The sequence below is a fragment of the Leifsonia sp. 466MF genome (assembly GCF_900100265.1).
In the GTDB taxonomy this organism is placed as follows: Bacteria; Actinomycetota; Actinomycetes; order Actinomycetales; family Microbacteriaceae; genus Leifsonia.
On record NZ_LT629696.1, the window covers coordinates 2,443,117 to 2,456,167 of the forward strand.

Below are 13,051 nucleotides of genomic sequence, written 5' to 3' on the forward strand. Positions count from 1 at the left end.
CGCGTCTCCACTCTAGACGCCGTGCGCCAGCCGCTAGGCTCTTCTGGCGATGACCCCCACCACCCCTGCTCCTGGCGCATCCTCTGGCGCCGTCTCCGTCCGATCCGCACGGGAGGATGCCGTCGCCGCACTGTCGCGCGCGGGCGTCCCCGACCCGGAGGTGGATGCCGAACTCCTCATCGGGCACGTGCTCGGCGTCGGCCGTGGCCGCGTCCAGGCGCTCGTCGTGATGGATGCGGAACTCCCTCCCGAGGACGCCGCGACGCTGCGGTCCCTCGTCGAACGCCGAGCCGCCCGGGAGCCGCTGCAGCACATCACGGGCCGCGCCCCGTTCCGCTCGCTCGAGCTGAACGTCGGGCCGGGTGTCTTCGTACCGCGGCCCGAGACGGAGCAGGTGGCGCAGTTCGCGATCGACGCACTCCGCGCCGTCCCCTCGCCCGAGCCGGTCGCGGTCGACCTCGGCACCGGGAGCGGCGCGATCGCGCTGGCCCTCGCGACCGAGGTGCCGCACGCACGCGTGTACGCGGTCGAGAACTCGCCGGAGGCGTTCATCTGGGCGCGCCGGAACATCGACGAGGTCGGCGCCACGAACCTGACGCCGGTGTTCATCGACCTCGCCGACGCGCTCCCGCAGCTCGACGGGACGGTGGATGTGGTCATCTCGAACCCGCCGTACGTGCCGGACGACGCCATCCCGCGCGATCCCGAGGTCCGGCTGCACGATCCGCACGCCGCGCTCTACGGAGGCCCGGACGGGTTGGATGTGGTGCGCACGATCTCCCGGGTCGCCCAGCGTCTGCTCCACCCGGGCGGCACCCTCGTGCTCGAGCACGGCGAGCTGCAGGGCGCGGCGATCCGCGACCTCCTGACCGCTGACGGCTGGCGCGCTGCCGCGACGCACCGCGACCTCACGACCCGGGACCGCGCGACCACTGCGCTCCGCTGACACCCAAGCCAACAGCTCCTGAGTTTTTCGGCCTCCGACCGCGGGTCGGGCCGAAAAACTCAGGAGCTGTTGGATTGGGCCGTTAGTCGGTGGCTAGGTCGGCGAGGCGCGATTCTTCGTCGGCCTGGATGTTCGACTCGATGACGGGGTCGAGGGCGCCGTTCATGACGGCGTCGAGGTTGTAGGCCTTGTAGCCGGTGCGGTGGTCCGCGATCCGGTTCTCCGGGAAGTTGTACGTGCGGATGCGCTCGGAGCGGTCCATCGTGCGGATCTGGCCCTTGCGGAACTCCGCGGCCTCGGCGTCCGCCTCCTCCTGCTGCCGGGCCAGCAGCCGGGCGCGGAGCACGCGCATCGCGGCCTCGCGGTTCTGCAGCTGGCTCTTCTCGTTCTGCATCGAGACGACGATGCCGGTCGGCACGTGGGTGATCCGCACGGCCGAGTCCGTCGTGTTGACCGACTGACCGCCGGGGCCGGACGACCGGAACACGTCGATCTTGAGGTCGTTGGGGTTGATCTCGACCTCCTCCGGCTCGTCCACCTCCGGGAACACCAGGACGCCGGCGGCGGACGTGTGGATGCGGCCCTGCGACTCGGTCGCCGGCACGCGCTGGACGCGGTGCACACCGCCCTCGTACTTCAGGTGCGCCCAGACGCCCTCGGCGGGATCGGTGGAGCTGCCCTTGAACGCGACCTGGACATCCTTGATGCCGCCGAGGTCGCTGGAGGTCTGCTCGATGATCTCGGCCTTCCACCGCTTGGAGTCGGCGTAGTGCAGGTACATGCGCAGCAGGTCTCCGGCGAAGAGAGCGGACTCGGCGCCGCCCTCCCCCATCTTGATCTCCATGATCACGTCGCGGCTGTCGTTGGGGTCGCGCGGGATGAGCAGGCGGCGCAGCTTCTCGGCCGACTCGGCGACGCTCTGCTCCAGACCGGGGACCTCCTCGGCGAACGCCGCGTCCTCCGTCGCCAGCTCACGGGCGGCGTCGAGGTCGTCGGACAGCTGCTTCCACTCGTTGTACGCGGCCACGATCCGGCTGAGCTCTGCGTAGCGCCGGTTGACGCGCTTGGAGCGGACCGGGTCGCTGTGCAGCTCCGGGTCGGAGAGCTGCTGCTGGAGGTCGTCGTGCTCGGCGATGAGGCTGTTCACCGATTCGAACATGGGGTCTTCTTTCTGGAGGGGTGCTGCCGGGGAACGACGAAGCGCCCGCCCGCCATGCACGGTGGCACGGCGGGCGGGCGCTGATCGCAGCTAGCGGTGGTCGTTCTCGTGGCCGTGCGAGTGCGCGTTGCCGTGGCCGTTGGTCGGCGCCGGCATCGACTTCTGCACCTGCATCAGGAACTCGACGTTGCTCGAGGTCTCCTTCAGGCGGCCGAGGACGATCTCGAGGGCCTGCTGCTGGTCGAGCCCGGCGAGGGCGCGGCGCAGCTTCCACGTGATCTTGACCTCGTCCTGGCCCATGAGCATCTCCTCGCGGCGGGTGCCGGAGGCGTTCACGTCGACGGCCGGGAAGATGCGCTTGTCGGCCAGCTGGCGCGACAGGCGGAGCTCCATGTTTCCGGTGCCCTTGAACTCCTCGAAGATGACCTCGTCCATCTTGGAGCCGGTCTCCACCAGCGCCGAGGCGAGGATGGTGAGCGAACCGCCGTGCTCGATGTTGCGCGCGGCGCCGAAGAACCGCTTCGGCGGGTACAGCGCCGAGGCGTCGACACCACCGGAGAGGATGCGGCCGGAGGCCGGCGCGGTCAGGTTGTACGCGCGGCCGAGGCGGGTGATCGAGTCGAGCAGCACGACGACGTCGTGGCCCAGCTCGACGAGGCGCTTCGCACGCTCGATGGCGAGCTCGGCGACCGTGGTGTGGTCCTCGGCCGGACGGTCGAAGGTGGAGGCGATGACCTCCCCCTTCACCGTGCGCTGCATGTCGGTGACCTCTTCGGGACGCTCGTCCACCAGCACGACCATGAGGTGGACCTCAGGGTTGTTGGCGGTGATCGCGTTCGCGATCTGCTGCATCACGATGGTCTTGCCGGCCTTGGGCGGTGCGACGATGAGACCGCGCTGGCCCTTTCCGATCGGGGCGACCAGGTCGATGATCCGCTGGGTGAGCTTGCTGGGCTCGGTCTCCAGGCGCAGGCGCTCCTGCGGGTACAGCGGGGTAAGCTTGCCGAACTCCACACGGGTAGCCGCCTCGTCCGGGGTCTGCCCGTTGATCGAGTCGACCTTCACCAGCGCGTTGTACTTCTGGCGGCTGTTGTTCTCGCCCTCGCGCGGTTGGCGGATGGCGCCGACGACGGCGTCGCCCTTGCGGAGGTTGTACTTCTTGACCTGGCCGAGCGAGACGTACACGTCGCTGGCGCCCGGGAGGTACCCGGTCGTCCGCACGAACGCGTAGTTGTCGAGCACGTCGAGGATGCCGGCGACGGGGATGAGGACGTCGTCGTCGGACAGCTCCGGCTCGAACTCGTCACCCGGGGCGCCGCCGCGGCGCTTGCGGTTGCGGTCGCGGTAGCGGCCGCGGTCGCCCTCGAGCTGCTGCTGGGCGTTCTGGCCGCGGTTCTGCTGGCCGTCGCCCTGCTGGCCGCCCTGTTGCAGGTCCTTCGGCTGGTTCTGGCCCTGCGCCTGGCCCTGCTCGTTCTGCTGGCCGTTGTTCTTGTTGCGGTTGCGGTTGCGGCGGTTGCGGCCCTGGCCCTGCTGCTCGCCGGCGTTGTCGCCCTGCTCGCCCTGCTGGACGTCGCCCTGCGGCGCGTCGGCCTGCTGGCCCTGCTCCGCCTGCGGCTGCTGGACGTCGCGCTGCTGGCCGTCGCGCTGCTGGCCGTCGCGGTTCTGGTCGGCGCCCTGGTCGCCGTTCTGGCCGCCCTGGCCGCGACCGCGGCGACGGCGTCCGCCGCCCTGGTTCTGGCCGTTGCTCTGCTCGTCCTGCGCGCCCTGCCCGTTCTGGCCGCGCGCCTGCTCGCGGGAGGCGAGTGCGGAGTCGAGCAGCGCATCCACATCGGGGATGAGCGACTCGACGCCCGTGGCGCCGGAGTTGACGTGCGATCCGGCGGCGACGCCGGATCCGGCGGTGGCACCGGCGATGCCCGTGCCGTCGGGGCTCGACACGCGGCGCGAGCCGCGGCGACGTCCGCCGGTCTGCTCGGCGGAGGCGTCCGCCTGCGGGAGCACGGGGTCGCCCACGGTGGGCTCGACGCGCTCGGCCCCTGCGGGCTCGGCGATGAGCGGCTCAGCGATGAGCGGCTCGGTGAGCACCTGGGAGGCGGCGGCCGGCTCGGCGGCCGGCTCCTCGGTCTCGGGAAGCTCGAGGGTGTCGGCCGGTGCGGAGGCGGCGCGCGCTGCGGCGATCGCCTCGACCAGCTCGCCCTTGCGGAGCCGGGTTGCGCCCTGGAGCCCGAGCCCGGCGGCGAGAGCTTGCAGCTCTGCCACCTTGAGGCCGGTCAGGTCGCTGGTGTCCACGCCCCCGGCGTGGAGTTCGACATCAGTCACGGAAGAGGATCCTTTCCCCCGGCGCGCCTTACGCGCCGTCTGAAGCTTCGTCACATGAACTGCCGGGAACGTGCTGCGTTCGGATCCGCGCTACGTCGCCGCCCGGGTTCTCCGGAAAGGGAGAGCCGGGAAGGCAGGCAGGAGTGACGGCATGATTGCTAGGAGATCACCCGGAAGCGGAATTCGCTCGTGACGCGGGTTCTTCACGGGTGCGACTGCAGTTTACCACCTCGCGGCGGGGCCGTCCGACGCTAGGCCGCTGGCGTGTCCGTCCGTGTCGTCGCGGCCTCGGCGGCGACACGGCTGACCGTCGCGCCCTTGAAGTCGACGGCGAGCATGAGCGGCTGCCAGCGGGTCTCGGCCGACTGCTCGACGAGGCGCGCGGCGGCCAGACGCTGGCTCGGGTCGCTCCCGAGCACGAGGATGGACGGGCCCGCGCCCGACACGACGGCGGCGAAGCCGTTCTCGCGCAGCAGCGTGATCAGCCGGTCGGTCTCGGGCATCGCCGAGGCCCGGTAGCTCTGGTGGAGCTTGTCCTCGGTCGCCGCGTGCAGCAGCTCGGGGCTCTGGATGAGAGCCGCGACCAGCAGGGCGGAGCGGGAGACGTTGAAGACGGCGTCCTCGTGGGGCACCGACTGCGGCTGGAGGCTTCGGGCGAGCGCGGTGGACATGACCGTCTCGGGCACGAGCACGAGCGGCGAGACGCCGCGGTGCACGATGAGCTTCTTGAACCGCGGACCCTCCGGGGTCACCCACGCGATCGTCAGGCCGCCGAACAGGGCGGGCGCCACGTTGTCGGGGTGTCCCTCCATGTCGTTCGCGAGCGCCAGCAGCGTCTGCGCATCCAGGTCGACGACGCCCTCCAGCAGCCCCTTCGCGGCCATGATGCCGGAGACGATGGCGGCGCCGGAGGAGCCCATCCCCCGCCCGTGCGGGATGCTGTTGCGCGCCCGCAGATTCAGGCCGGGAAGCGGGATGCCGACGGCCTCGAAGGTGTGCGCGATCGCGCGGACGACGAGGTTGCTCTCGTCGGTCGCTACCTCTCCTTCACCCACACCGGTGACCTCGACGGTCGCACCGGGCTCGTCGCGGACGGAGACCTCGAGCTCGTCGTACAGCGCGAGGGCGAGGCCGAGCGTGTCGAATCCCGGTCCGAGGTTGGCGCTCGTCGCCGGGACCTTGACCGCGACGGTCCGGCCGCGGAGGTCGGGCGTGGTCACGCGGTCGCCTCTGCGGCCGAGGTCTGCCCGGCGGGCGCCAGGCCGAGCACGTCGGCGATGGCGGTCGTGTCGACCGGGACGACGGTCGGCTGGACGTCGGAGCCGTCGGCCGTGCGGAGGGCCCACTGCGGGTCCTTCAGGCCGTGGCCGGTGACGGTGAGGACGACGGTCGCGCCGGCGGGGATCACTCCGGCCTCCGAGCGCTCCAGGAGCCCGGCGACGCTGATCGCGGACGCCGGCTCGACGAAGATGCCGACCTCGGCGGAGAGGATGCGGTGCGCCTCGAGGATCTTGGCGTCGCTGATCGCTCCGAACCAGCCGTCGCTGTCGTCGCGGGCGTTCAGTGCGAGCTCCCACGACGCCGGGTTGCCGATGCGGATCGCGGTGGCGATCGTGTCGGGGTCCTTCACGGCGTGGCCGAGGACGATGGGGGCGCTCCCCGCGGCCTGGAAGCCGAACATCCGGGGCAGCTTGGTGGACTCGCCACGCTGCAGCTCCTCGGTGTAGCCGCGGTGGTAGGCCGTGTAGTTGCCGGCGTTGCCGACCGGGACCAGGTGGAAGTCCGGGGCGTCGCCCAGGGCCTCGACGACCTCGAAGGCGGCGGTCTTCTGCCCCTCGATGCGGTCGGGGTTCACGGAGTTCACCAGGTGCACCGGGTAGTTGGTGGCCAGCTCGCGCGCGATGTCGAGGCAGTCGTCGAAGTTGCCCTGCACCTGCAGCAGCTGGGCGTTGTGCGCGATGGCCTGGCTGAGCTTGCCCATCGCGATCTTGCCCTCTGGCACGAGCACGACCGACTGGATGCCCGCGTGCGTCGCGTAGGCGGCGGCCGACGCCGAGGTGTTGCCGGTGGAGGCGCAGATGACCGCCTTCGCACCGTGCTCGACGGCCTTGGAGATCGCCATGGTCATGCCGCGGTCCTTGAAGGATCCGGTCGGGTTCATGCCCTCGAACTTCACGTACACGTCGGCGCCCGTCCGCGCGGACAGCGCGGGGGCCGGGATGAGCGGCGTGCCGCCCTCGCCCAGCGTGACGATCGGAGTGGCATCGGAGATGTTCAGGCGGTCCGCGTACTCGCGGAGGACGCCGCGCCACTGACGACTGTAGGCCTTCGGCTGGGGCATTACGATCCTTCGACTCGGAGAACGGAAGAGATGGCGGTCACGACGTCGCTCGCCGCGAGAGCCTCGACGGTGGCCGCGAGTGCGGCCTCCTCGGCTTCGTGGGTGCCGATCACCAGGGTAGCGGTGGCCGTCCCGCCGCCGTGAATCGGCCCGGTCGCGGCGGATGCCGCTCCGGCGATCGCGACGGGTCCTGTTGCGGTGTTCGGCACAGACTGCTGCACGGTCTCGACGCTGACGTCGCCGTCGCTCAGGATGCGCGCGACCGCGGCGAGGACGCCCGGCTGGTCCTCGACGTCGAGGGTGATCTGGTAGCGGGTGACGACGCGGCCGATGTCGAGCACCGGCAGGTCGGCGTGCGTGGACTCGGCGACGCCAGGGCCGCCCACCACGTGCCGCCGCGCGGCGGAGACGACGTCGCCGAGCACGGCCGACGCGGTCTCGACACCGCCGGCACCCGCGCCGTAGAACATGAGGTCGCCAGCGGCGGCCGCCTGGACGAACACCGCGTTGTGGGCGCCGTGCACGGCGGCGAGCGGGTGGTCGCGGCTGATCAGCGCCGGGTAGACGCGGGCTGAGACGCCCTCCTCCCCCGTCTCCGGGTCGGTCAGACGCTCGCAGATCGCCAGGAGCTTGATGACCGCGCCGGCCTCGCGGGCCGCATCCACCTGCGCCTTGGTGACGCTCGTGATGCCCTCGCGGTAGACGCGCTCCAGCGGCACGACGGTGTGGAAGGCCAGGCTGGCCAGGATGGCCGCCTTCTGCGCCGCGTCGTACCCGCCGATGTCTGCGGTCGGGTCGGCCTCGGCGTATCCGCGGTCTGTGGCCGTCGCCAGCGCGTCCTGCAGCGTCTCGCCGTTCACGTCCATCCGGTCGAGCACGAAGTTCGTCGTGCCGTTGACGATGCCGAGGATGCGGTTGATGCGGTCGCCCGCGAGGCTGTCGCGCAGCGGCCGGATGATCGGGATGGCGCCGGCGACGGCCGCCTCGTAGTAGAGCTGCGCGCCGACCTGCTCGGCGGCGTCGAACAGCTCGGGGCCGTGCGTCGCCAGTAGCGCTTTGTTGGCGGTGATGACGTCGGCACCGGAGTTCAGCGCCTCCAGCACGTAGCCGCGGGCCGGCTCGATGCCGCCCATCAGCTCCACGACGATGTCGGCGCCGAGGATCAGCGAGGAGGCGTCGGTGGTGAACAGCTCGCGCGGCAGGTCGGTGTCGCGCGGCGCATCCACGTCGCGGACGGCGATGCCCACCAGCTCGAGGCGTGCGCCGATGCGGGAGGCGAACTCGTCGCCCTGCGAAAGCAGGAGGCGCGCCACCTGCGATCCGACGGAGCCGGCCCCGAGCAGGGCGACACGGAGGTTGCGGTACTCGATCATGCCTGGCTGCGCTCCTTCGACGCGGAAACGGTGGATGCGGGCGCCGTGTAGCCGGCGTCGCGCGCGAGGAGGTCCTCGATGGTCTCGCCGCGGACGATCACCCGCGCCTCTCCGTCGCGCACCGCGACGACCGGAGGCCGCCCGATGTGGTTGTAGTTGCTGGACAGCGGCCAGCAGTAGGCGCCCGTCGCGGGCACGGCGAGCAGGTCACCGGGCTGGATGTCGCCGGGCAGGTACTCCGCGTCGACGACGATGTCGCCGCTCTCGCAGTGCTTGCCGGCGACGCGCACGAGGGCCGGAGCGGCCGGCGAGACGCGGTTCGCGATCCTGGCCGAGTAGTCGGCGCCGTAGAGCGCGGGGCGGGCGTTGTCGCTCATCCCGCCGTCGACGCTGACGTATCGGCGGACCGCGGTCTCGCCGTCGTCCTGGAACGCGACCGGAACGTCCTTCGTGGTGCCGACGGTGTACAGCGTCAGACCGGCGGTGCCGATGATCGACCGGCCCGGCTCGAACGCGACGACCGGCGTCGGGATGTCGAGCTCCTCGCATCCCGCCGCCACCGTCTCCGCGATGCGCCGGGCGAGCTCGCCGATCGGCGCGGGGTCGTCGGCGGACGTGTAGGCGATGCCGAAGCCGCCGCCGAGGTTCAGCTCGGGCACGTCGCCGCCCGCGAGGAGCTCCTTGTGGAGCGTGAGCAGCCGGGCGGCCGACTCCGCGAAGCCGTCCGCGCCGAAGATCTGCGAGCCGATGTGGCAGTGCAGACCGCGGAACGCGAGGGAGGCGTGCGACCGGATCAGCGCGACGGCTTCTGCCGCCTGCTCCAGCGCGATGCCGAACTTCTGGTCCTCGTGGGCGGTCGCGAGGAACGCGTGGGTGTGCGCGTGCACGCCGCTGTTCACCCGTAGGCGGACGCTCTGGACCACGCTGTGGCGCTCGGCTGCGGCGGCGACGCGGCCGATCTCTTGCACGCTGTCGATGATGATGGCGCCGATGCCGGCCTCGACCGCCCGGTCGATCTCGGCGAGCGACTTGTTGTTGCCGTGGAAGCCGATGCGCTCCGGGTCGACCCCGGCGGCCAGCGCGACGGCCAGCTCGCCCCCGCTGCAGACGTCGATGTTGAGGCCGGCCTCCGACATCCACCGCGCCACCTCGATGCTGAGGAACGCCTTGCCTGCGTAGTAGACCTTCGCGGCGGTGCCGATCTCGGCGAACGCGCGGTCGAAAGCCTCGCGCACCTCGACGGCGCGCGCCCTGGCGTCCTCCTCGTCGATCACGTACAGCGGCGTGCCGAAGCGGGCGGCGAGCTCGCTCGCCGCGAGACCGCCGACGACCAGCTCTCCCGCGTCGCGATCGACCGTCCGGGACCAGAGGCCCGGGGCGAGCGCGTTCACATCCGCGGGCACGTGCAGCCACGGCGGGGCGAGCGGGTTGGACGCAGCGACAGGATCAGCCATAGGGAACCTCACGGGTGGCGACGAGTGGGGGTCTCCTAGGCGAGCGGACCCGGATTGGCCCCTGAAGCCGGTGGAGATGACAGCAGAAGTCTATCCAGGCCGCACGACACGCTCGGTGCGTGTTACGAACAGCTCCCCTTGCTGGCCATGAACTTCTGGTCGAGGACGAAGTCGCTCGCGGTCAGCTCGACGGTGGCGTGGCCAGGGGTCACCTGGATGTCGGACACCTCGACGCCGTCGGGGAGGTACTGCGCCGCGCACACCGGGAACGGGCCCTGCGAGGTCAGCGCCTGCAGCAGACGGCTGAGGTTGACGTCGCCGGCTCCGGTCGTCAGGTTGGCCTTGTCCGGCTTCAGCAGCACCTGCTTGCCAGCGGCCTCGGGCGTCGCTGTCACGGTGTAGCCGACGGGGAGGCCGAGCAGGTCGATCTTCCCGTCGTAGCCGATCGTGCCGTCGCCGAGGGTGATGTCTCCGGTCGCTCCGGGGATCTTCACGAGGGTGTTCAGCGACTCCTGGCTGATGCGCAAGGTGCCGGTCGCGTCGGCGATGGGCTTCGAGAAGTCGGCCGGGACGCCGGTGGCGACGACGGTCGCGCTCAGCGGGGCTCCCTGCACGACGAGCTTCGGCGCATCCAGCTCGACCCTCTGGAAGGAGCCGGACAGGTACTGCTGCAGCACGGAGAAGCCGCCGATGTGCGTCCTCACCTCGCCGCGGATGTCGGCCGGCAGGTTCTTCTCGATCTCGTCGGACACCCGCTGCTCGGCGTAGGCACGCGCGGCCGTGTCGACCACGACGAGCAGCACCACGATCACGACGACCGGGATGCCGATGGCGAGCAGGAGGCGCAGCCACCGCGGACGCCGGCGACGTGTCGCTGCGGCCTGCGGCTCGGGGATCACCTGGGTGGTGTTGTCGCTCATCCGGTCGTCATCCGTTCGCTACATGCGGTCCGGCGCGGAGACCCCGAGCAGGCCGAGGCCGTTGCGGATCACCTGGCCGGTCGCGTCGTTCAGCCAGAGGCGGGTGCGGTGCAGGTCGGTCACCGGCTCCTCGCCGTGCGGCAGCACGCGCGTCGAGCCGTCGCGGACGGCGTACCAGGCGTGGTAGAGGCCGGCGAGCTCCTCGATGTAGCGGGCGACGCGGTGCGGCTCGCGCAGCTCGGCCGCCTGGGCGACCACGCGCGGGAACTCCTGCAGACCGCCCAGCAGCGCCGACTCGGTCTCGTGCGTGAGCAGCTCCGGCGCGAAGGCGCTGTGGTCGACTCCCGCCTTCTCGGCGTTCGCCGCCACCGAGCGGGTGCGCGCGTGGGCGTACTGCACGTAGTAGACGGGGTTCTCGTTGCTGCGCTTGGTCAGCAGGTCGAGGTCGATGTCGAGCTGCGAGTCGGTCGACGAGCGCACCAGGGCGTAGCGTGCGGCGTCGACGCCCACCGCATCCACCAGGTCGTCGAGCGTCACGATGGTGCCCGCGCGCTTGGACATGCGGACGGGCTCGCCGTCCTTCACCAGGTTGACCATCTGGCCGATGAGGATCTGCAGGTTCTCGTTCGGCTTGTCGCCGAACGCCTCGACCATGGCCATCATGCGGCCGATGTAGCCGTGGTGGTCGGCGCCCAGCATGATGATGTTCTGCTCGAAGCCGCGCTCGCGCTTGTCGAGGTAGTAGCCGAGGTCGCCGGAGATGTAGGCGGGCTCGCCGTTGGAGCGGATGATCACGCGATCGCGGTCATCGCCGAACGTCGTGGTGCGCAGCCAGATGGCGCCGTCGGCCTCGAAGATGTGGCCCTGCTCGCGCAGTCGTGCGATGGCACGGTCGACCGCACCGGACTCGTGCAGGGAGTCTTCGTGGAAGTAGACGTCGAAGTCCACGCCGAACGAGTGCAGGCGGTCCTTGATCTCCTGGAACATCAATTGGGTGCCCGCCGAGCGGAACACCTCCTGCTGCTGCTCGCGCGGAAGGGCGGCGAGGTCGCCGTCGAATCCCTGCACAACACGCTCGGCGATCTCGCCGATGTAGCCGCCGCCGTAGCCGTCCTCCGGCGTCGGCTCGCCCAGGTAGGCGGCGAGCAGGCTGCGCGCGAACCGGTCGATCTGCGAACCGTGGTCGTTGAAGTAGTACTCGCGGGTCACGTCGGCGCCCTCGGCCTGCAGGATGCGGGCCAGGCTGTCGCCGACGGCCGCCCAGCGCGCGCCGCCCATGTGGACGGGGCCGGTCGGGTTGGCCGAGACGAACTCCAGGTTCACGGTCAGGCCGTCGTAGACGTCGCCGCGACCGTACGCGTCGCCGGACTCGACGATGGTCTTGGCCAGCTGCCCGGCGGCCGCGGCCTCCAGGCGGAAGTTGATGAAGCCGGGACCGGCGACCTCGGCGGACGCCACACCGTCGATGCCGGCGGCGGCCGCGGCGATCTGCTCGGCGAGCTCGCGCGGGTTCGCCCCGACCTTCTTCGCGAGACGCATCGCCACGTTCGACGCCCAGTCGCCGTGGTCGCGGTTCTTCGGGCGCTCCAGCGGCACGTCGTCGACCGTGAGAGCGAGCTCGGGGATGTCCGCGCCGGCCGCTCGTCGCTGCTCGACCACCGTCGTCACGATGTCGAGGAGGGCGGCGGAGAGGTCAGCGGGAGTCATGAGGATCGATTCTACCGGGCGGCCGCAGGGCACGGCGTCGGCGGGGCACGGCGGGCCGTCGGGTTCGCGGCGCGCGAATTGATAGGGTCATCGCGACGCGCGCTCCCGCACGGCGTGCCGAACAGAGAGACGAAAAGCCGAATGCCTTCATCCACCCGCCGTTTCGCCCTTCTGACCGCGACCGTCGCGGCAGGCCTCCTCGCATCCGCGGCGCTCGCCGGCTGCACACCGACGCCTACGCCGTCGAAGACGCCGACCGCGTCCGCGTCGGCCACCAAGACGCCGACGGCGACGCCCGTTCCGGTGGTGACGCCGACCGCTCCCCCGACGCCCGTCGGCATCACCTGCGATCAGGTGCTCACCGCGGACCAGCTCTACGCGTTCAACCCGAATTACGGCCCGGATCCGGACTATGCGCCCAAGGACGGCACCCTGGAGAAGAAGATCGTCGACTGGCAGGGCGTCTCGTGCGCCTGGAAGAACCAGACCAGCGGCGACGTCGTGCAGATCGCGGTCGCGAAGCCCCCGTCGGACGCCATGGAGAACCTGAAGAACGTGGCGATCACCGACGCCAAGCCGGTGCCGACCTATGGCGTCCCGCCGGAGATCGAGGGCTACTTCAAGGCCGGCAGCAGCGGCCAGGTGCAGATCTTCCGCGGCCCGTACTGGATCGTGTCCGAGTCGGGCGCGTTCTTCGAGCCGGGCGACGCGGCACCGCTGATGCAGAACGTGCTGGCGAACATCCCCGCGTCCTGACCGGGCACCCGTTCTCAGCGAACACCCGCCGGCCCCGCCGATTTCGCGGCGGCGGCCGACGGGATGCTAGCCTGGA

At 71.0% G+C, this 13,051-nt stretch carries 10 protein-coding genes; 2 read left to right on the forward strand and 8 right to left on the reverse strand.

Annotated features, from left to right (window positions below; translation table 11 throughout):
* The first annotated feature begins 49 nt into the window (after positions 1-49).
* Entirely contained in the window at positions 50-946 is an 897-nt protein-coding gene (prmC, locus tag BLR91_RS11680; protein ID WP_089875207.1) for a peptide chain release factor N(5)-glutamine methyltransferase, read from the forward strand.
* Between the two features lie 82 nt (positions 947-1,028).
* On the opposite strand, the gene prfA is transcribed toward prmC, so the two are convergent.
* The 8 genes from prfA to argS form a co-directional block, all read right to left on the reverse strand.
* Positions 1,029-2,105 carry a peptide chain release factor 1 gene (gene prfA / locus BLR91_RS11685; protein WP_089875205.1) on the reverse strand — a complete coding sequence of 359 codons (1,077 nt, stop codon included), beginning with the start codon at positions 2,103-2,105 and terminating at the stop codon, positions 1,029-1,031.
* Between the two features lie 90 nt (positions 2,106-2,195).
* The gene (gene rho, locus BLR91_RS11690; RefSeq protein ID WP_089875203.1) at positions 2,196-4,424 is read right to left on the reverse strand and encodes a transcription termination factor Rho; all 2,229 of its coding nucleotides are present in this window, start codon (positions 4,422-4,424) and stop codon (positions 2,196-2,198) included.
* A gap of 251 nt (positions 4,425-4,675) precedes the next feature.
* Positions 4,676-5,644 (reverse strand): homoserine kinase, encoded by a 969-nt coding sequence (gene thrB / locus BLR91_RS11695; protein ID WP_089875201.1) that lies wholly within the window; start codon positions 5,642-5,644, stop codon positions 4,676-4,678.
* Positions 5,641-6,765 carry a threonine synthase gene (gene thrC / locus BLR91_RS11700; protein ID WP_018190333.1) on the reverse strand — a complete coding sequence of 375 codons (1,125 nt, stop codon included), beginning with the start codon at positions 6,763-6,765 and terminating at the stop codon, positions 5,641-5,643. The genes thrB and thrC overlap by 4 nt, the downstream gene beginning before the upstream one ends.
* The gene (locus BLR91_RS11705; protein ID WP_018190332.1) at positions 6,765-8,138 is read right to left on the reverse strand and encodes a homoserine dehydrogenase; all 1,374 of its coding nucleotides are present in this window, start codon (positions 8,136-8,138) and stop codon (positions 6,765-6,767) included. Before BLR91_RS11705 ends, thrC begins: the two co-directional genes overlap by 1 nt.
* The gene (gene lysA, locus BLR91_RS11710; protein ID WP_089875198.1) at positions 8,135-9,592 is read right to left on the reverse strand and encodes a diaminopimelate decarboxylase; all 1,458 of its coding nucleotides are present in this window, start codon (positions 9,590-9,592) and stop codon (positions 8,135-8,137) included. The genes BLR91_RS11705 and lysA overlap by 4 nt, the downstream gene beginning before the upstream one ends.
* A gap of 122 nt (positions 9,593-9,714) precedes the next feature.
* Positions 9,715-10,512, reverse strand: a complete 798-nt coding sequence (locus BLR91_RS11715; protein WP_089875196.1) for an LmeA family phospholipid-binding protein — start codon at positions 10,510-10,512, stop codon at positions 9,715-9,717.
* 18 nt (positions 10,513-10,530) lie between these two features.
* Complete coding sequence (gene argS / locus BLR91_RS11720) at positions 10,531-12,219, reverse strand: arginine--tRNA ligase (protein WP_020075233.1); 1,689 nt, start codon at positions 12,217-12,219, stop codon at positions 10,531-10,533.
* A 141-nt stretch (positions 12,220-12,360) separates the two neighbouring features.
* On the opposite strand from argS, the gene BLR91_RS11725 reads away from it, so the two are divergent.
* Entirely contained in the window at positions 12,361-12,975 is a 615-nt protein-coding gene (locus BLR91_RS11725) for a hypothetical protein (protein WP_018190328.1), read from the forward strand.
* The last annotated feature ends 76 nt before the right edge of the window (positions 12,976-13,051 follow it).